Origin of the sequence: Pseudomonas sp. MYb185 (genome assembly GCF_002979975.1) — a bacterium.
Lineage (GTDB): Bacteria > Pseudomonadota > Gammaproteobacteria > Pseudomonadales > Pseudomonadaceae > Halopseudomonas.
Genome location: NZ_PCQD01000018.1, coordinates 1 through 19,206, shown reverse-complemented (window position 1 = coordinate 19,206; position 19,206 = coordinate 1). Strand labels below are relative to the sequence as shown.

17 protein-coding genes are annotated in these 19,206 nt (G+C 64.1%); 16 read left to right on the top strand and 1 reads right to left on the bottom strand.

Annotated features, from left to right (window positions below; translation table 11 throughout):
* The first annotated feature begins 58 nt into the window (after positions 1-58).
* Genes CQ007_RS17760 through acpS form a run of 6 tightly spaced genes read left to right on the top strand, consistent with a single transcriptional unit; the run spans position 59 to position 3,855 of the window.
* Positions 59-436 (top strand): DUF4845 domain-containing protein, encoded by a 378-nt coding sequence (locus CQ007_RS17760; protein ID WP_158256802.1) that lies wholly within the window; start codon positions 59-61, stop codon positions 434-436.
* A complete protein-coding gene (rnc, locus tag CQ007_RS17755) occupies positions 433-1,119 on the top strand; it encodes a ribonuclease III (protein ID WP_105647176.1) in 687 nt (228 codons plus the stop codon). Before CQ007_RS17760 ends, rnc begins: the two co-directional genes overlap by 4 nt.
* A complete protein-coding gene (gene era / locus CQ007_RS17750) occupies positions 1,116-2,015 on the top strand; it encodes a GTPase Era (protein ID WP_105647175.1) in 900 nt (299 codons plus the stop codon). The genes rnc and era overlap by 4 nt, the downstream gene beginning before the upstream one ends.
* Before the next feature lie 3 nt (positions 2,016-2,018).
* Positions 2,019-2,732: a DNA repair protein RecO gene (recO, locus tag CQ007_RS17745; RefSeq protein WP_105647174.1), complete on the top strand. Its 714-nt coding sequence runs from the start codon at positions 2,019-2,021 to the stop codon at positions 2,730-2,732.
* 2 nt (positions 2,733-2,734) lie between these two features.
* Complete coding sequence (gene pdxJ / locus CQ007_RS17740; protein WP_105647173.1) at positions 2,735-3,478, top strand: pyridoxine 5'-phosphate synthase; 744 nt, start codon at positions 2,735-2,737, stop codon at positions 3,476-3,478.
* Positions 3,475-3,855, top strand: a complete 381-nt coding sequence (gene acpS, locus CQ007_RS17735) for a holo-ACP synthase (RefSeq protein WP_105647172.1) — start codon at positions 3,475-3,477, stop codon at positions 3,853-3,855. Before pdxJ ends, acpS begins: the two co-directional genes overlap by 4 nt.
* Here acpS and CQ007_RS17730 read toward each other — a convergent pair.
* Positions 3,844-6,672 (bottom strand): ATP-binding protein, encoded by a 2,829-nt coding sequence (locus CQ007_RS17730; RefSeq protein WP_105647171.1) that lies wholly within the window; start codon positions 6,670-6,672, stop codon positions 3,844-3,846. The two genes, acpS and CQ007_RS17730, sit on opposite strands and share 12 nt — an antisense overlap.
* 415 nt (positions 6,673-7,087) lie before the next feature.
* On the opposite strand from CQ007_RS17730, the gene cysM reads away from it, so the two are divergent.
* The 10 genes from cysM (at position 7,088) to CQ007_RS17680 (ending at position 18,985) form a co-directional block, all read left to right on the top strand.
* Positions 7,088-7,990 (top strand): cysteine synthase CysM, encoded by a 903-nt coding sequence (gene cysM / locus CQ007_RS17725; protein WP_105647170.1) that lies wholly within the window; start codon positions 7,088-7,090, stop codon positions 7,988-7,990.
* Positions 7,987-9,342, top strand: a complete 1,356-nt coding sequence (gene rlmD, locus CQ007_RS17720) for a 23S rRNA (uracil(1939)-C(5))-methyltransferase RlmD (protein WP_105647169.1) — start codon at positions 7,987-7,989, stop codon at positions 9,340-9,342. Before cysM ends, rlmD begins: the two co-directional genes overlap by 4 nt.
* Entirely contained in the window at positions 9,342-11,588 is a 2,247-nt protein-coding gene (gene relA, locus CQ007_RS17715; protein WP_105647168.1) for a GTP diphosphokinase, read from the top strand. Before rlmD ends, relA begins: the two co-directional genes overlap by 1 nt.
* Positions 11,585-12,403: a nucleoside triphosphate pyrophosphohydrolase gene (gene mazG, locus CQ007_RS17710; protein ID WP_105647167.1), complete on the top strand. Its 819-nt coding sequence runs from the start codon at positions 11,585-11,587 to the stop codon at positions 12,401-12,403. The genes relA and mazG overlap by 4 nt, the downstream gene beginning before the upstream one ends.
* A 130-nt stretch (positions 12,404-12,533) precedes the next feature.
* Positions 12,534-15,176 (top strand): phosphoenolpyruvate carboxylase, encoded by a 2,643-nt coding sequence (gene ppc, locus CQ007_RS17705; protein WP_105647166.1) that lies wholly within the window; start codon positions 12,534-12,536, stop codon positions 15,174-15,176.
* Positions 15,177-15,378: 202 nt separating this feature from the next.
* The gene (adk, locus tag CQ007_RS17700) at positions 15,379-16,026 is read left to right on the top strand and encodes an adenylate kinase (RefSeq protein ID WP_105647165.1); all 648 of its coding nucleotides are present in this window, start codon (positions 15,379-15,381) and stop codon (positions 16,024-16,026) included.
* A 96-nt stretch (positions 16,027-16,122) separates the two neighbouring features.
* Entirely contained in the window at positions 16,123-16,797 is a 675-nt protein-coding gene (tsaB, locus tag CQ007_RS17695) for a tRNA (adenosine(37)-N6)-threonylcarbamoyltransferase complex dimerization subunit type 1 TsaB (protein WP_105647164.1), read from the top strand.
* Between the two features lie 64 nt (positions 16,798-16,861).
* Positions 16,862-17,161: a hypothetical protein gene (locus CQ007_RS17690; RefSeq protein ID WP_105647163.1), complete on the top strand. Its 300-nt coding sequence runs from the start codon at positions 16,862-16,864 to the stop codon at positions 17,159-17,161.
* Between the two features lie 11 nt (positions 17,162-17,172).
* Positions 17,173-18,060, top strand: a complete 888-nt coding sequence (locus tag CQ007_RS17685) for a DUF72 domain-containing protein (RefSeq protein WP_105647162.1) — start codon at positions 17,173-17,175, stop codon at positions 18,058-18,060.
* 139 nt (positions 18,061-18,199) lie between these two features.
* A complete protein-coding gene (locus CQ007_RS17680; protein WP_105647161.1) occupies positions 18,200-18,985 on the top strand; it encodes a class I SAM-dependent methyltransferase in 786 nt (261 codons plus the stop codon).
* Positions 18,986-19,206 lie beyond the last annotated feature (221 nt).

Sequence of the window (19,206 nt, the reverse complement as noted above, 5' to 3'; positions counted from 1 at the left end):
CCTTCAGCCATGGATGGTGGCAGGACATAACATCAACAACGGACGTACGAGGTTATCCATGCGCCAATCTCAGAAAGGCATGTCATTTTTCGGCTGGCTGGCAGTCATAGCGCTGGTGGTGTTCGCTGGGGTCATCGCGATGAAGCTGATCCCCATCTACCTGGACCATTTTGCCCTGCGCAAGGTCGTCACGTCGGTGAATGAGGATCCGAGCATCAAGATCGGTTCCCTGCGCGACATGCATTCCCATATCAACAAGGGCATGCAGATCAACAGTATCCGCGATATCAAGGCGGCGGATGCAGTTACCGTGATCAGCAGCGGAACCAATACCTATACTGTCACCATCAAGTATGAGGTGCGTGCGCCCATGCTCAAGACCGTGGACCTGCTGGTCCATTTCGATGAAACCCATATTGTCAGACCCTTAATGTGAGCAACAAGCTAGACCGACTGGAAAGAAGAATAGGGTACAGTTTCAAGGATCAGGACCTGCTGGTTCTGGCGCTGACCCACCGTAGCCTGGGTGGGCGGAACAATGAGCGTCTGGAATTTCTCGGCGACTCGATTCTCAACTTCGTTGCGGCCGAGGCGCTGTTCGAGCGCTTCCCGCAGGCCCGGGAAGGCCAGCTGTCGCGTCTGCGCGCGCGGCTGGTCAAGGGCGTCACCCTGGCCGAACTGGCCAAGGGCTTCGACCTTGGTGACTACCTGCGCCTGGGCTCGGGTGAGCTCAAGAGCGGCGGCTTTCGCCGTGAGTCCATTCTCGCCGATACCACCGAAGCCATCATCGGTGCCATCTATCTGGACAGTGGCATGGAGGCCGCGCGGGAACGCATTCTGCTGTGGCTGGCCAGCCATATCGAATCCCTGACCCTGGTGGACAACAACAAGGATCCGAAGACCCGCCTGCAGGAATACCTGCAGGGCCAGCACAGCGAACTGCCGCAGTACGAAGTGATTGACGAAAGCGGTGAGGCCCATTGCCGGGTATTCCGCGTTGAGTGTCGGGTCGCACTGATGACCGGACAGACCTTTGGTGTCGGCAGCAGTCGGCGCCTGGCCGAGCAGGAAGCGGCAAGACAAGCCCTGATCGCCATGGGCGTGGAGAAAAATGAATGACTGATACAGCACCGCGCTGCGGCTATGTGGCTCTGGTCGGCCGCCCGAATGTCGGCAAATCGACCCTGCTCAACCACATCCTCGGGCAGAAGCTGGCGATTACCTCGCGCAAGCCGCAGACCACCCGTCACACCCTGCTCGGCATCAAGACCGACGACAATGTGCAGGCCATCTATGTGGATACCCCCGGCCTGCACAAGGACAACGACAAGGCGCTGAACCGCTTCATGAACAAGAGCGCCTCGCAGGTGTTGCGCGAGGTGGATGTGGTGCTGTTCGTGGTGGATCGCACGCGCTGGACCGACGAGGACGAGCTGGTCTGGAACAAGGTGCGCCATCTGGAGTGCCCGGTCGTGGTGGTGGTCAACAAGGTCGACCGCCTGGACGACAAGAAGGACATGCTGCCGCACCTGGAATGGCTGACAGCACAGTTGCCCAGTGCCGAGGTGGTGCCGGTGTCGGCCTTGCATGGCCGCAATATCGACCGTCTGCAGCAACTGATCGCCAGCCTGCTGCCGGAGGGCGAGCACTTCTATCCGGAAGACCAGTTGACCGACCGCAGCTCGCGCTTTCTCGCCGCCGAGCTGGTGCGGGAGAAGGTCATGCGCCAGCTCGGCGCGGAGATTCCCTATCAGGTTGCGGTGGAGATCGAGCAGTTCAAGCAGGAAGGCAAGGTGCTGCACATTCACGCACTGATCCTGGTCGAGCGCGAAGGGCAGAAGAAGATCATCATCGGCGATGGTGGTGCGCGGATGAAGAAGATCGGCCAGGAGGCCCGGCTGGACATGCAGAAACTGTTCGGCAGCAAGATCATGCTCAATCTGTGGGTCAAGGTGCGGCGCGGCTGGTCCGATGATGAGCGTGCATTGAATTCGCTGGGTTATCGTTTCGACTGATCCATGCAGCCATCGCTGACTCCGGCCTATGTACTGCATAGCCGCCCCTACCGCGACAGCAGCGCGCTGGTCGATCTGCTGACCCTGCACCAGGGGCTGCAGCGGGTGGTCTGGCGCGGTGCCCGTGGGCAGCGACGCAGACTGGCACCGCAACCCTTCGTGCCCTTGCTGGTGGGCCTGGCCGGGCGCAGCGAGCTGAAGACCCTGACCCAGGCCGAGGTGGCTGGTGGTTTCGCCCTGTTGCAGGGCCAGACGCTGTTCAGCGGTCTGTATCTGAATGAACTGCTGGTGCGTCTGCTGGCCAGCGGTGATCCCCAACCCCTGCTGTTCGCCGCTTATCAGCATGCACTGGAACAACTGGCCACGGGTGTGGCGGTAGAGCCGGTGCTGCGCCGTTTCGAATGGCAACTGCTGGACATTCTGGGCTATGGTTTCAGCTTGACCGAAGATGCCAGTGGCCAACCGGTCCGCGCCGAGCAGCGCTACGTCTGGCATGCCGCCGATGGTCTGCAGGCGCTGCATGATCCGCTGCTGGCCAACGCCGGGTTGCCCGGCGCGGCACTGCTGGCCATGGCTGCCGATGACTGGAGCGCGACGGTCACCTTGCGCGCCGCCAAGCATCTGATGCGTCAGGCGCTGGGCGTTCATCTGGGCGATCGCCCGCTGGTCAGCCGGCAGCTGTTTGCCCGGCAACCCGATTTCAGAAAAGGAGAGTGACAGTGACTCAACCGCAGCGCGTACTGCTTGGGGTGAATATCGATCATGTGGCGACCCTGCGCCAGGCCCGTGGCACCCGCTATCCGGATCCGATCCAGGCGGCCATCGAGGCGGAGCAGGCTGGGGCTGACGGCATTACCGTGCATCTGCGCGAGGATCGTCGGCACATCCAGGATCGCGACGTGCGGCTGCTGGCAGAGGTGCTGCAGACGCGGATGAACCTGGAGATGGCGGTCACTGAGGAGATGCTGGCTTTCGCCGGGGAAATTCGTCCGGCGCATGTGTGCCTGGTGCCCGAGCGGCGTGAGGAGCTGACTACCGAAGGTGGCCTGGACGTGGCCGGCAGCCCGGCACGCATCCAACAGGCGGTGGAGCAACTGGCCGGCTATGGTTGCGAGGTATCGCTGTTCATCGATGCCGACCCGCGCCAGATCGAAGCGGCCCGGGATGCCGGTGCGCCGGTGATCGAGCTGCATACCGGGCACTACGCCGAGGCCAGTGGCCGCGAGCAGGAGCAGGCGCTGCAGCGTATCCGCGAGGGTGTGGCCTATGCCCGCAAGCTGGGCCTGGTGGTCAATGCCGGGCACGGCCTGCATTACCACAATGTCGAGCCGATCGCTGCGATTGCCGGCATCAACGAGCTGAACATCGGCCATGCGATCATCGCCCGGGCGCTGTTTGCCGGGCTGGCTGGCGCTGTGGCCGAGATGCGGGCGCTGATCATGGCGGCAGAAACGCCCAGATGATCATCGGCATAGGCACCGACATGGTGCTGGTCAGTCGCATCGAGGCGGTACTCGGGCGCCAGGGTGAACGCTTCGCCCGGCGCATCCTCACCCCGGCCGAGCTGCAGCGGTTTCTCACCCACTCCCAGCCGGCGCGGTACCTGGCCAAGCGCTATGCTGCCAAGGAGGCCATCCTCAAGGCGCTGGGTACCGGGCTGGCCAAGGGTATGTCCTGGCAGCACATGCAGATCGATAATGATGCCCAGGGCGCACCCCAGGTGATCCTCAGCGGGGTGGCCCTGCAGCGGCTGCAACAGGGCGGTGGTGGACGCATGCTATTGTCGCTCAGCGACGAGCGTGAGCAGGCCCTGGCCTTTGCCGTGTGGTCAGGCGACTGAGGCGCTGCGCAGGCGTTCGATAGCTTCCAGCACCGCGCTCACCGCAGCGCGGCTGTCCTGTCCTTTTTTCAGCTGGGTTTCCGCCGCCTGGCAGCATGCACGCAGTTGCGGAACACCGCAGTAGCGGCTGGCGCCGTGCAGCTTGTGGATGATCTCCAGCAGCGTTTCCCGGTCGTCCCGCTCCAGGGCGGCGCTGATATTGCGGCTGTCGTCGGGCAGGCCGTCGAGCAGCATTCGCAACATGTCGCTGGCCAGATCGGCCTTGCCGGCGGCCAGGCGCAACCCTTCCTCCAGATCGATGATCCGCGGCGCGGCGCTGTCCTGCGTTGCCGGGGCCGGTTCGACCTCCGGGACGGGCCTGGTGGGGGGAGCGCCGTGGTCCGCCATGCTCGGCAGGAGCGGTGCCGGCACGCTGGAGACCAGGCCGGTCCATTTATTCAGGCTGTGGCGCAGCTGTTCGGCGGTGATCGGCTTGGTCAGGTAATCATTCATGCCACACTGCAGCAACTGGCGGCGTTCGCTGGTCAGCGCATGGGCGGTCAGGGCTATGATGGGAACCGGATCGAAGCCGGCAATCTCCTCACGCAGGCGCAGCTCGGCAGTAGTCTGGCGGCCGTCCAGGCCGGGCATCTGCACATCCATGAAGATCAGGTCGACACTTTGCTCGGTAAGCAGCTCCAGGGCCTCTTCGCCGCTGCCGGCGAGCAGGGTGGTCGCGCCGATATCGCTGAGAAACGCCTCCAGCAGCTGCAGGTTGGCCGGCTGGTCATCGACACACAGCACGCGGGGTTGGCGTGGCTGGTGCGGGGCGGGCGTCCTGGCTGTCACCGGATCGTTACCCAGCAGGTGCATGACCGCCCGGTACAGCTTGCGGGTATATACCGGCTTGGACAGGGTCTGGCACAGCGAGCGCGGCATCTGGTCGAGCAGCGGGTAGTGCTCGGTGGTGTCGGTCAGCACTATGGTCTTGCAGATATTCAGCTCCGACCACTGACGTACCATCTCCAGCGCCTCGCCCGGCGGTGTGCTGATGTGCCGTACGCTGATCAGCGCCAGTTGCAGGGAGTCATCGCGGTTGGTGGATGAGGTCAATGCTTCGTGCAGTTCGTGGGGACTGTCGAATACCCGCACGGAGAGGCCGATGTCTTCCAGACTGTGCAGCAACATCTGTCGGCTCAGCAACTGCGGCTCGACCAGCGCGGCGCGCATGCCCAGCAACGGCCGTTCCGGCAGATCGTCGTCGCCATGGGCCGAGCGCCCCAGGCGCAGGGTCAGCCAGAACTCGGAGCCTTCCCCCGGCTGGCTGCGCAGGCCGATCTCGCCCTGCATCTGCTCGACCAGGCGCTTGGAGATGACCAGTCCCAGGCCGGTGCCGCCGGTCTGCCGCGAGATCGAGTTGTCGGCCTGGCTGAAGGCCTTGAACAATGACTTCTGCTGGCTGGGCGACAGGCCGACACCGGTGTCGTTGACGCTGATGCGCAGCAGTACCTGATCGGCGTCCTGCTGTTCGGCCATGACCCGTACGCTGACCGAGCCTTCATGGGTGAACTTGATCGCGTTGCTGATCAGGTTGGCCAGAATCTGCTTGAGACGCATGGGGTCGCCGCTGAGTCCCAGCGGCGTGTCCCGGTAGATGATGCTGACCAGTTCCAGGCCCTTGTCATGGGCGCTGGGCGCGAGCATGGTCAGGGTCTCGTCGATCAGGTCGCGCAGGTTGAACGAGAGGTTTTCCAGGATCAGCTTGCCGGCCTCGATCTTGGAGAAATCGAGGATCTCGTTGATGATCGCCAGCAGGCTGTCGGCGGATTTCTCGATGGTAGAAAGGTATTCCTGCTGGCGCCCGCTCAGCTCGCTGCGCTGCAGCAGGCTGCCGAAGCCGAGGATGCTGTTGAGCGGTGTGCGCAGCTCGTGACTCATGTTGGCGAGGAATTCGGACTTGATGCGGCTGGCTTCCTGAGCGGTCTTGCGCGCCAGGTCCAGCTCGATGTTCTGGATCTCGATGGTTTCCAGGGTCTGGCGCAGGTCGTCGGTGGCCTGGTCGATATTCTGCTGCAGCTCACCCTGGGCGCTCTGCATGGTCTGCGCCATGTTGTTGATACCGGTTGCCAGGTCATCCAGCTCGCGGCTGCCCTGTTCGGCCAGGCGTACATCGAAGTGGCCCTGGCTGATGCGGGCGATGGCGGCATTGATGCGCAGCACCGGATCGGTAATGCGCCGGCCCATGATCGCCACTACCAATGCGGTGAGTGCCAGGCCGAGGATGATGGTGACCAGGGTGGCGAGCAGGCTCTGGTACTGGCGCAGCAGCATGTTGCCATGGCTCAGCTCGACTTCCAGCCAGCCGAGCAGGCTATCGGCCTCGACCTGTGGGTGCGCTTCGCGCTGGGGCAGGTCGGCGCTGGCCAGCAGCGGCATGAGAAACCGGCTGCTGTGCTCGCCACGCTGGATCTGCAGGCCGGTGCCGGCGGCCAGCTCGATGCCGGTCAGCGGTGTGCCAGCCGGATACATCAGCGGGCCATGATGCTCGAGTTGCCGCATGTCGGCGTCATATAGGGTCAACGCGCGCACATCGATATGGTTGAGAGCGGCGCCGAGCATGGGACCGAAGCGCTCGGCCTCACTGCTGAGCAGGGCGCTGGCGGCGGGACGCTGCAGGTACTCGACGGTCATCAGGCCCCGTTGCAGCAGCTGTTGCTCGACCTCGCGCAACTGCTGCCAGCTGAAGTAGCCGCCGATCGCCAGCGCCATCAGGCCAGTGGGCAACAATGTCATCAGCAGCAAGCGGGCCTTGATACCCAGGGTCTGTTCCCGTTTCATTGGCCACCGCGTTGCTGCGTCAAATCGCACCAGGCTAGGCGTGGGACGCAGGTAATGGTCGCTCCCTTGCCAAGTCCCTCAACGACGCATGGTGCGATTTGACGCGCAACCCGAAGGGCCGGGCCTGTGTTTGCGCGATGCTGCGTTACTCGTCGTTCATTTGGAATGACCACAAAAACGCCTGGAGCGTTTTTGTGCGCTAGCCCCGGAGGGGTGAAGCATATGGATGTGCTGAACAAACTTCTCTCCTCGTGTCTTGCCTCGCGCAAACACAGGTGCCGGCGCGGTGGCCAATGAAACGGGAACAGACCCTGACATTATGCAATGTGTGTATCCCTTTCCCTGTTGCCGTTATCATAGGCCGATTGATCAAAAAGCACAGCTGGACCGATCTGTCTCACCCGAAGGATGAACGATGAATAGCGAGTTTCCCACCATTGCCGACTGCATAGGCAATACGCCCCTGGTTCGCCTGCAGCGCATGACGGGTGATACCGGCAACACCATCCTGCTGAAGCTGGAAGGCAACAACCCTGCTGGCTCGGTCAAGGACCGGCCAGCCCTGTCGATGATCCAGTTGGCCGAGCAACGCGGTGCGATCAAGCCCGGCGACACCCTGATCGAGGCCACTTCCGGCAATACCGGCATCGCCCTGGCGATGGCGGCGGCGATCATGGGCTACCGCATGGTGCTGATCATGCCGGAGAACTCCAGCGACGAGCGCAAATGGGCGATGTCGGCCTACGGCGCGGAACTGATCCTGGTCAGCAAGGAGCAGGGTATGGAAGGCGCCCGGGACCTGGCCGCGCAGATGCAGCGGGAAGGCAAGGGCAAGGTGCTGGACCAGTTCGGCAACATGGACAACCCCGAGGCGCATTATCGTGGCACCGGCCCGGAGATCTGGCGTGATACCGGCGGCCGGGTGACCCATTTCGTCAGCTCCATGGGTACCACCGGCACCATCATGGGGGTGTCGCGCTACCTGAAGGAGCAGAACCCCGAAGTGCAGATCATCGGCCTGCAGCCGACCGAAGGCGCGGCCATCCCCGGGATCCGCCGCTGGCCCCAGGAGTACCTGCCGAGCATCTATGATGATGCACGGGTCGACCAGGTGGTGGACATGAGCCAGCAGGAAGCCGAGATCACCATGCGTCGCCTGGCGCGTGAAGAGGGCATCTTCTGCGGTGTATCCTCCGGCGGCGCGGTGGCTGCGGCCCTGCGTCTGAATGAGGAGGTGCGCGATGCGGTCATCGTGGTGATCATCTGTGACCGGGGGGACCGTTATCTGTCCACCGGAGTGTTCGACGCCCAGCCATGACCAGACTCCGTGGCAAACCGAGGCGCGCACCGGATGCGCCGGCCGCCGTGGGACAACGGATCGAACTGACGCTGGAGCGCTTGACCCATGATGGCCGGGGTATTGGTCGCTGGCACGGGCGTACGGTCTTCGTCGAGGGTGGCTTGCCCGGCGAACAGGTCATGGCCCGCGTGGTGCGGGCGCGCAGCAAGCTGATCGAGGCGCGTCTGGAGCAGCTGTTACAGACCAGCGCAGAACGCCGCGCTCCGGCCTGTCGGCATGTCGAGCTCTGTGGCGGCTGCAGCCTGCAGCACATGCCGCAGCAGACCCAACTGCAGGTCAAGCAGCAGGCGCTGGCGCAGCAGTTGCAACATTTTGCCGGGCTGCAGCCGCAGCGCTGGATGCCGCCGCTGATCGGGCCCGAGTACGGCTATCGCCAGCGCACCCGATTGTCCGTGCGCTGGGATCCCCGGGCCCGACGTCTGATGGTTGGCTATCGGCAACGGGCCAGCAGTGAACTGGTGGAGGTCAGCCAGTGTCCGATATTGACGCCAGTGCTGGAGCGGCTGCTGCAGGAACTGCCCGAGGTGTTGCAGCAATTGGAGGCGCGCGCCGGGCTGGGCCACGTGGAGTTGATCGGCGGGGCCTGTCCTAGCATGCTGGTGCGTCATCTGCAGCCATTGCCACCGGCGGATATCGAGCGCCTGCTGGCGCTGGCCGGGCGACATGCTGTGGTCTGTCATCTGCAGTCAGGTACCGAGGGGCTCCGGCAGACACTGCAGGAGGAAGCCGGGCAACCGCTCTACCGGTTGCCGGACCAGCAACTGGAATTTCGCTTCGCCGCGGGTGATTTCACCCAGGTGAATGCCGACATCAACCAGCAGATGGTCAACCAGGCGCTGGACTGGCTGGCGGTGCGGCCGGGCGAGCGGGTACTGGACCTGTTCTGCGGGGTGGGCAACTTCGCCTTGCCGCTGGCACAGGCCGGGGCGCTGGTCACTGGGGTCGAGGGCAGTGCCGAGATGGTCGAGCGGGCCGCCGGTAACGCCTCGTTGAATGGGCTTGAGAATGTGCACTTTTTTCAGGCGGACTTGTCGAAAAGCCTTGAAACGGACTGGCTGAAGGTCGAGTTTCAGGCTGCTCTGCTGGATCCGCCGAGGGATGGGGCCGCGGAACTCGTTGCCACGCTGGCGCGGAAGAAATTGCAGCGGATACTCTATGTATCCTGCAATCCGGCCACACTGGCCCGCGATGCGGGCATCCTCGCGGCAGCGGGTTACCGGTTGGTGCAGCTGGGCATTATGGACATGTTCCCCCAGACTGCGCATGTGGAAGCCATGGCACTGTTCGTGTCGGGCAAGGACAAAACGTAATGGTACAAGTCAGAGCAGAACATCCGGTCAATCAGGATGGCACTGTGGATATCGACGCCTGGATCGAGCGTATTCAGCAGCGCGTGCCGCTGCCTGAACCGCAGGTGCTGAAGCAGGCCTGCGAATGGGCCAGCGAGCTGGACCAGGCGGCCAGCAAGACCGAGCACCGTTGGGCCAATGGTGCCAGCAGCTATCGTACCGGCCTGGAAATGGCCGAAATTCTCGCCGACCTCAAGCTCGACCAGGACTCGCTGGTGGCCGCGGTGATCTACCGCGCGGTACGCGAGCGCAAGACCGATCTGACCGAAGTGCAGCGCTGCCTGGGACCGGATGTGGCGGCGCTGGTCGATGGCGTGCAGCGCATGGCGGCGATCAGCGTGTCGCAGAACCCGGTCAAGGCCAACGCCTTCAATACCCAGTCGCAGGTGGACAACCTGCGCAAGATGCTGGTCACCATGGTCGACGATGTGCGCGTGGCGCTGATCAAGCTGGCCGAGCGTACCTGTGCCATCCGTGCGGTCAAGGATGCCGATGACGAAAAACGCTACCGCGTGGCGCGGGAGGTGTTCGATATCTATGCGCCGCTCGCCCACCGTCTGGGCATCGGCCATATCAAGTGGGAGCTGGAGGACCTGTCCTTCCGCTACCTGGAGCCACACAAGTACAAGCAGATCGCCCGGCTGCTGGATGAACGCCGGCTGGATCGCCAGGAGTACATCGAGGCGGTCATGACGCAGCTGCGCCATGAGCTGGAGCAGGCCGGTATCGAGGGGGATATCTCCGGACGGGTCAAGCACATCTATTCGATCTGGCGCAAGATGCAGAACAAGGGCATCGACTTCAACCAGGTCTATGATGTGCGTGCGGTGCGGGTGCTGGTGCCGCAGGTGCGGGACTGCTATACGGCGCTGGGCATAGTGCACAGCCTGTGGCGACACATTCCCAATGAGTTCGACGATTATATCGCCAATCCCAAGGAGAACGGCTACCGTTCCCTGCATACGGCGGTGATCGGTCCGGAGGGCAAGGCCCTCGAAGTACAGATCCGTACCCATGCCATGCATGAGGAAGCGGAGTTGGGCGTGTGCGCGCATTGGCGCTACAAGGGCACCGACGTGGACAGCAACTCCACCGCCTACGAGGACAAGATCGCCTGGTTGCGGCAGGTGCTGGAATGGCACGAGGAGATGGGCGATATCGGCGGCCTGGCCGAGCAGTTGCGGGTGGACTTCGAGCCGGACCGCATCTACCTGTTCACGCCCGACGGCCACGTGCTGGACGTGCCCAAGGGCGCCACGCCGCTGGACTTCGCCTATCGCATCCATACCGAGGTCGGTCACCATTGCCGCGGGGCCAAGGTCAACGGCCGTATCGTGCCGCTGAACTATGTGCTCAAGACCGGCGAGCAGGTCGAGATCATCACCGGCAAGAGCGGCGGCCCGAGCCGTGACTGGCTGAATGCCAACCTGGGCTATCTGCACACCTCACGGGCACGGGCCAAGGTCCAGCACTGGTTCAAGCAGCAGGACCGGGGGCAGAACGTACAGGCCGGCAAGCTCATGCTCGAGCGCGAGCTGACACGCATGGCGCTCAACGGTGCCGACTATGCCAAGCTGATCGAGCGCCTGGGGATCCGCAGCCAGGAAGACCTGTTCGCCGCAGTTGGCTCGGGCGACATTCGCATGGCCCATGTGGTCAATATCGCCCATCAACTGGTCGAGCCGGATCGCCACAGCGAGCAACTGGAACTGATTCCACGCCGGCCGAGCAAACCCGGGCGGCGTGGCGATGTGCATATCCAGGGGGTCGGTAACCTGCTCACGCAATTGGCCGGCTGCTGCCAGCCGGTGCCGGGGGATCCGATCATCGGCTATATCACCGTCGGTCGCGGGGTCACCGTGCACCGTGCCGATTGCGCCACCGCCATGCAGTTGCAGGATCGCGAGTCCGAGCGGCTGATCGAGGTGAGCTGGGGGGGCGAGCCGGTGCAGACCTACCCGGTGGAGATCTATATCAAGGCCTACGATCGTTCCGGGTTGCTGCGTGATGTATCGCAATTGCTGGCCAATGAGAAGATCAACGTGCTGGAGGCCAGTACCCGTACCAACCGGGACGACAACTACGCCAGCATGCTGCTGACCCTGGAGATCCCCAACCTGCACCTGCTCGGGCGTCTGTTGGCGCGGATCGGTCAACTGCCCAACGTGGTCGAGGTGCGACGCAACCGCCAGGAGCGCCGGGCATGAGTTATCAGCTGGATGACCTGCTGTACCTGATGGAGCGCCTGCGCGACCCCGAGCACGGCTGCCCCTGGGACCTGCAGCAGTCCTTCGCCAGCATCGCTCCGCACACGCTGGAAGAGGCCTACGAGGTGGCTGACGCCATTGCCGAGGAGGATTTCGGGCAGCTGGCCGGCGAAGTGGGTGATCTGCTGTTCCAGGTGGTGTACTACGCCCAGTTGGGCCGTGAAGCCGGCTATTTCGACTGGCGGGATGTGGTCGATGGCATTACCCGCAAGCTGGTGCGCCGCCATCCCCATGTATTTCCCGACGGTAACCTGCGCACCCCGCCGGGCACCTTGAAGCTGGAAGAGCGGCAGATCAAGGAGCGCTGGGAGCAGATCAAGGCCGAGGAGCGGGCCGAGCGCGCGTCAGCGCCGCAGCAGCTATCCTTGTTGGACGACGTGCCACGGGCGCTGCCGGCCCTGAGCCGCGCGCAGAAGCTGCAGAAGCGCGCCTCCAGCAACGGTTTCGACTGGTCCAGCGTGACCCCGGTGATCGACAAGATCGCCGAGGAGCTGGATGAGGTGCGCGAGGCCATTGGTCATCGCGAGCAGCAGGCCATCGAGGAGGAGGTCGGTGACCTGCTGTTTGCCATGGTCAACCTGGCGCGGCATCTGAAAGTAGATGCCGAGACGGCGCTGCGCGGGGGCAACGAGAAGTTCGAACGGCGGCTGCGCTATATCGAGCGGACCCTGGCCGCCGCCGGAGAGTCCTTTGCCGATACCGGGCTGCAGCGGCTGGATGAGTTGTGGGATGAGGCCAAGCGGCAGGGGTTGTAAGGTCGTGCAAGGCCTGCTCCCTGGATTGCCACGCCCTGTGGGCTCGCAATGACGGATCATCCCCTCCTCGTCATTGCGAACCGCAGAGCGGTGAAGCAATCCACAAACTCGGAGCTGATGGGGAATCTACATGACAGAGATTGACGCACGTCTGCGCCGGGACGTCCACGACCTGGGCGAGTTGCTCGGCAACACCATCGAGGCCCATCTGGGCGCGCAATTCCTGCAGCGCATCGAGCGTATCCGGCTGGGTGCCAAACGCGGCCGGAGCCAGGACCAGGACAGCCACGAAGACCTGCTGCAGGTGCTGCAGCAACTGCCCGACAGCCAGTTGTTGCCGGTGTGTCGCGCCTTCAACCAATTCCTCAACCTGGCCAATATCGCCGAACAGCATCACCGCATTCGCCGCCGTCGCGCCGATGAACCGCTGCCGTTCGAGGAACGCTGTATCGCCGAACTGCTTGATCGCCTGCGCGCCGCGGGCCATTCCGGTGCCGATATCGCCCGGCAGGTGGCGCAGCTGGACATCGAGCTGGTCCTCACCGCCCATCCCACCGAGGTTACCCGGCGCACGCTGATCCAGAAATACGATGCCATCGCCGCCGCCCTGGCCCGCGCCGATCATGACGACCTGAGCGCCGCCGAACAGCGGGGGTTGCGTCAGGACCTCGCCCGGCTGATCAGTGAGGCCTGGTTCACCGACGAGATTCGCCGCCAGCGACCGACGCCCATCGACGAGGCGAAATGGGGCTTCGCCGTCATCGAACACTCGCTGTGGCAGGCCTTGCCCGGCTTCCTGCGGCGGCTCGACGAGCATCTGCAGGACAGTTGCGGCCAGCGCCTGCCGCTGCATGCCGCACCGGTACGTATCGCCAGCTGGATGGGCGGCGACCGTGATGGCAACCCCAATGTCACCGCCCGTATTACCCGCGAGGTATTGTTGCTGGGGCGTTGGATGGCTGCCGATCTGTACCTGGGCGATATCAACCAGTTGATCAATCAGTTGTCGATGCAGGCTGCCAGCCCGGCATTGTGTGAGCGGGTTGCTGGTGCCGACGAGCCCTATCGCGCCCTGCTCAAGCAACTGCGCTCCCGGTTGCAGGCCACCCGTGCCTGGGCCGAGGCGTCGTTGGCGGATGAACTGGAGCCGCCGCCAGGCGTGCTGCGCAGGGTAGAGGAATTGCGCGAGCCGTTGGAATGCTGCCACGCCTCGTTGTGCGAGCAGGGCATGCAACTGATCGCCGATGGCCCGCTGCTGGACACCCTGCGCCGGGTCAACGCCTTCGGTCTGGGATTGGCGCGGCTGGATATCCGCCAGGACGCCACGCGCCACGAACAGGTGTTCTGCGAACTGACCGAATATCTGCAGCTGGGCAATTACGCCGAGTGGGACGAAGCCCGGCGTTGCCAGTTCCTGCTCGACGAGCTGCATAGCCGGCGACCGCTACTGCCGCCGGACTGGGAGCCGTCGGCCGAGTGCCGCGAAGTGCTGGATAGCTGCCGGGTGCTGGCCGGTCAGCCGACGGAGCTGTTGGGCTCCTATGTGATCTCCATGGCTGCCAGTGCCGCCGATGTGCTGGCGGTCAAACTGCTGCTCAAGGAGGCTGGGGTCAGATGGCCGATGCGGGTGGTGCCGCTATTCGAGACCCTGGAGGACCTGGACAACGCTGCCCCGGTGATCGAGCGGCTGCTGGCCCTGGATGGCTACCGGCAACTGGTCGGTGATGAGCAGGAGGTGATGATCGGCTACTCGGACTCGGCCAAGGATGCCGGCGCGCTGGCCGCCGGTTGGGCGCAATACCGTGCCCAGGAGCAACTGGTCGAGGTCGCCCGTCGTCATGGCGTGCGCCTGCGGCTGTTCCACGGTCGCGGTGGCACCGTCGGCCGCGGCGGGGCGCCAGCGCACATGGCGATCCTGTCGCAACCACCGGGTTCAGTGAACGGCCAGTTGCGGGTCACCGAGCAGGGCGAGATGATCCGCTTCAAGTTCGGCTTGCCGGGGGTAGCCATGCACAGCCTGCAGCTGTACACCAGTGCCGTGCTGGAGGCCACCCTGTTGCCGCCACCGGTGCCCGAGCCGGCCTGGCGAGCGCTGATGCAGCGCCTGGCCGACCGTTCGGTCGAGCGATATCGCGCGGTGGTGCGCGATGATCCGCAGTTCGTCGAATATTTCCGTCAGGCCACGCCGGAACAGGAGCTGGCGCGGTTGCCGCTGGGCAGTCGGCCGGCGCGGCGGCGCAGCCAGGGCGGGGTGGAAAGCCTGCGCGCTATCCCGTGGATCTTCGCCTGGACCCAGACCCGCCTCATGTTGCCGGCCTGGCTCGGTGCCGGCCAGGCTCTGCAGGAAGCGATCGAGGCCGGTGAAACGGACATGCTCCGCGACATGATGTCGCGGTGGCCGTTCTTCCTGACCCGCATCGAGATGCTGGAAATGGTGCTGTCCAAGGCCGATGGTGGCATCGCTCGGTTCTATGAACAGCGCCTGGCCGACCCCGCCCTGTGGCCGCTCGGTGAGCGGCTGCGCCAGGCTCTGGAGCAGGTCATCGATACCGTGCTGGAGCTGCGCCAGAGTGCCACTCTGCTGGCACAGAACCCGGCGCTTGACGAATCGGTGGCGGTGCGCAACCCCTATACCGATCCGCTGCATCTGCTGCAGGTGGAGTTGCTGCAACGCACCCGTGCGCATCCGCAGCAGGGCCTCGATCCGGAGCTGGAACGGGCCTTGCTGGTGACGGTCGCAGGGATTGCCGCCGGCATGCGCAACACGGGATGAGGGCACGATACCGATGCCTGGGGCACCAATTGACAATTGCGAAAGCGGCTTGTGCGCAGCCAACTCAGAGTGTATGTTGAACGCCTTTTTCGCTTTGCGCAGTACAGAATTTTTGCTGCTTCAGCCGTCCGCTGGGGTATGCCAGTCAGTCGGCGGCAGCTGTCGCCGGCGGCCCGATTTCCGTTAGATTGAGGAGTTCAATATGCGCGTCATCCTTTTGGGTGCCCCCGGCGCGGGCAAGGGCACGCAGGCCCAGTTCATCTGCCAGCGGTTTGGCATTCCACAGATATCCACCGGCGACATGCTGCGTGCTGCAGTCAAGGCCGGTACCGAGCTGGGCAAGCAGGTCAAGGAAGTCATGGACAGCGGCGGGCTGGTGTCCGATGAGCTGATCATCGGTCTGATCCGTGAACGCATTGCCCAGGACGACTGCGCCAAGGGTTTTCTGCTGGATGGCTTCCCGCGCACCATTCCCCAGGCCGAAGCCCTGGTGGAAGCCCAGGTCAGCATCGATCACGTCCTGGAAATCGCCGTTGATGACGAGGAAATCGTTGGCCGCATCTCCGGTCGCCGCGTGCATCCCGGTTCCGGTCGCGTCTACCACCTGCAATACAATCCGCCGAAAGAAGACGGCAAGGACGACGTTACCGGTGAAGCGCTGATCCAGCGTGAGGACGACAAGGAAGAGACCGTGCGCAAGCGTCTGCAGGTGTATCACACCCAGACCAAGCCGCTGGTCGACTTCTACCAGACACTTTCCGCTGCCCATGGCGTGCCGAAATGCTCGCGCGTCGAGGGTGTTGGCAGTGTCGAAGAGATCACCGCCCGTGTGCTCGCTGCCCTGAGCTGAGGCTCGCCCGGTAGTATCAGAGGCCCGTGTCGATACGCATCGCACGGGCCTTGTCGTTTGTTACAATCCCGCCTCTGCCATCGCCTGTGAAAATTCATGACCACCACATTGCTCGCCCTGGATACCGCCACTGAAGCCTGCTCCGCCGCACTGCTGCACGATGGGCGCATCTACCACCGCGCCGAGGTGATTCCGCGCCTGCATGCCCAGCGCCTGTTGCCAATGATCGAGGAACTGCTGGAGGAGGCCGGTATCGGCCTGGCCGAGGTCGATGCGCTGGTGTTCGGCCGCGGTCCGGGAGCCTTCACCGGGGTGCGGATCGCCACTGGCATGGTGCAGGGGCTGGCGTTCGCCACTGGCAAGCCGGTGATCGCCGTGTCCAACCTTGCAGCCCTGGCCCAGCGTGCCTGGCGCGAGCATGCTGCCGAGCAGGTCTGCGCGGCGATCGATGCGCGCATGGACGAGGTGTACTGGGGCTGCTATCACCTGCAGGATGGTGTCATGACGCTGGCTGGTGAGGAGTCGGTCAGCGCGCCGGAACAGGTCAGTCTGGCAGCACCGCTGCAGACCCCGGTGGGTGCGGGAACCGGTTGGCAGTATGCCGAGCGCCTGGCAGTGCCGGTCTCCTCCAGTTGGCCGCAGATGCTGCCCGATGCCACCGACCTGCTCAGCCTGGCGCTACCTGCCTGGCGGGCAGGGCAGGTGCTGGATGCCGCCGATGCCCAGCCAGTGTATCTGCGGGACAAGGTGGCCACACCGAAGGTCGGCTGATTTTGCGTTTTATCCAGCGGGAAGCTACTCTTTTCTCCTGGATTTCGAGCGGAGTTGAACATTGATGCGTGTGGACGGCTTCCACCCCGCCACGGCACTGCCGGTACGCCCAGCGCGTCCTGCATCGGCGCCGGCGGAGACCACCGTTGCCAATACCCCGTCACCGGCAGCCACGCCGGTGACGGCCATCGCTGCGCGCACAGTGGAACAGCCCGGCGCCGCCGGTGAATACATTCCCGCCCGCCAGGGGCAGACCCAGCCGGTGCATGGCCATGCCAACCAGGCGCTGGCCAGTTACCAGTCCATGGCCAGCCTGCCCGATGCGGACGCCGATGGCGTATTCGGTGTCGACCTGTTTGTCTGAAGTGTCTTTCCATGCCCCATAGTAGTCCGCGCCTGATCCTTGGCTGTCCCTTGTGGGCCGAGCCCGCCTGGCGTGGCGCCCTGTATACCCATGATACCGACGCCGACCAGCGTCTGTACGAATACTCCCGGGTGTTCGCGGCGGTCGAAGGCAATACCACTTTCTACGCATTGCCGTCGATCGATGGCGCCCGCCGCTGGGCCAGCCTGCTGCCGGCGGACTTCCACTTCTGCGCCAAGCTGCCCCGGGAGGTCAGTCACGGCGACCGGCTGGACCCTGAGCATCCCGATCTGCAACGCTTCTTCCAGTGCATGGCACCACTGGAGCAGCGGCTGGGTCCGGTCTGGTTGCAACTGCCGGCGCGTTTCGGGCCGCAGCAGCTGGCGCAACTGGGCCTGTTTCTCGATGCGCTGCCGAGCGACTACCGGTATGCGGTCGAGGTGCGCCATCTGGATTTCTTTCGCAAGGACGATAACGAGCGGCGGCTCAACCGTCTGCTGCATGAACGGGGGATCGAGCGGGTGATGTTCGACAGCCGTGGCCTGTTTGCCAGCAGCGCCCGCGATCCGGCGACCCTGGATGCCCAGCGACGCAAACCGCGCCTGCCGGTGCACGCGGTGGCGCTGGAGCAGTACCCGACGGTGCGCTTTATCGCCGGCCTGGATAATGAGCAGAGCCTGCGCTGGGCGGAACCCTGGTTGGGCAAGTGTGCGCAATGGCTGGGGGAGGGGCGCAGTCCCATGTTGTTCGTGCACACGCCGGACAACCGCCTGGCGCCGGAGCTGGCACGTCTGTTCCATGCCCGCCTGCAGCAACTGGTTCCGGATCTGCCGCCCATGCCGGCGTGGCCGGGTGAACAACAGCAGCAGGAATCACCCCAGCAGGGCGGTCTGTTCTGACGCCAGGGCTGTTCCCTTGCATCTGTTCGCCGCGTTCTGAGTAATATCTCGTCAGGCGCACCTGTCAAATGAAACGGGAACAGCCCATAGGGTAAACTGCGCGCCTTGCTTCCGACTATTTTCAGGTTCCGATTTCTTGATGAGCGATTTCTCTCCCTGCACAGTGGCTGTCAGCTGGCTGCTTCCAGAATTGGAACAGCCGGCGCGGGCATTGGCCACTCACCTGCAATTGCCGCTGCAGTCTGCCGACACCACGACAGCCGAGCTGCTGTTGCAGGTCGGCAGCGACGGCCTCAGCCTGCAGGCTACCGCTGCCGGAGCGCCGGGCGCGGTACGGGTGGACTTTGTCGAGGGGGCGCTGGCGCACCGCCGGCAATTCGGCGGTGGCACCGGGCAGATGGTAGCCAGGGCCGTCGGCCTGCGTGGCGCGCTGCGGCCGCGGGTGCTGGACGCTACCGCCGGGTTGGGGCGTGATGCCTTCGTGCTGGCCGCGCTGGGCTGCGAGGTGATCCTGATCGAACGCCAGCCGGTGATTGCCGCGCTGTTGGCCGATGGCCTGCAGCGGGCCGAGCAGGCCGGCGGCGAGGTGGCCGGGATTGCCGCGCGCATGCACTTGCTGCAGGGTGATGCGATCGAGCTTATGGCCAACTGGTCGGGTCCGATCCCCGAGGTAATCCACCTCGACCCGATGTTTCCGCACCGGGACAAGTCGGCACTGGTGAAAAAGGAAATGCGCCTGTTCCGCCCGCTGGCCGGAGACGACCTGGACGCCCCGGCGCTACTGGCGGCTGCCCTGCAACTGGCCAGTCACCGGGTAGCGGTCAAGCGCCCGCGCAAGGCCCCGGCCATCGATGGTCCGCCGCCCAGCGCACAACTGAGCGGGCAGTCCAGCCGCTACGATATCTACGGCAAGAAGAAGCTCTGATTTGGTACGCGCCTGCACTACGCAGGCCGTCGTAAGGTGACTCAACTTAAGCGTTTGAGAGTGGCATGGAACCATGGCGTATGTCTTTACACCGTGATTGCCTGCCTGCGACACGCCGTAAATACATCCCTGTAGGCTCGTTGATGTATAGACCGGGGACATGGGTTACAGAATGTTCGGAGACATGGGTAACGCTTTGATCCGTCCTTATCGTACTCGCT